The 359-nt window shown below is 54.2% G+C and carries 1 pseudogene; it reads right to left on the reverse strand.

The features are described 5' to 3' along the window. Nucleotides 1-95: 95 nt before the first annotated feature. Nucleotides 96-352: pseudogene (locus tag KP705_RS19565) on the reverse strand (IS481 family transposase); the annotation flags it as partial. Nucleotides 353-359 lie beyond the last annotated feature (7 nt).

Consider the following 359-nt stretch of genomic DNA (forward strand, 5'->3'; position numbering starts at 1 on the left):
CTGAAGTCCATATTTTGCAGACGTATTYGTAAGGTGTGAGGCCACTCAGCGTCTTGAGCCTTCGCCGAACGTGTCAGATGAGGAATGCTGGCCTACAGGGCATAAAGGCAGTCATCCAGCGGCAGTAAAGTATGTCGGCGAAAAGCGACTGCCATGGCTTCTTCGGTTTCTATCAGGCTCGTTGAGCGAGGCTCTTTAGGGCCAGTTTTTTGATCTTCGACAGTCTGGCGCTTGCGCCATTTTACAACTGTTTTCGGGTTGATCCCGAACTCCTCGCTCAGCGCTGCGATCGCTGTATTGCTGCTCGCACAGCGTGCGCGGTCGTGGCGCTCCCATGACGTMTCTRTCCCATAAGGCGT

Origin of the sequence: Gluconobacter sp. P1D12_c, assembly GCF_018812105.1 — a bacterium.
Taxonomy (GTDB): Bacteria; Pseudomonadota; Alphaproteobacteria; order Acetobacterales; family Acetobacteraceae; genus Gluconobacter; species Gluconobacter oxydans_A.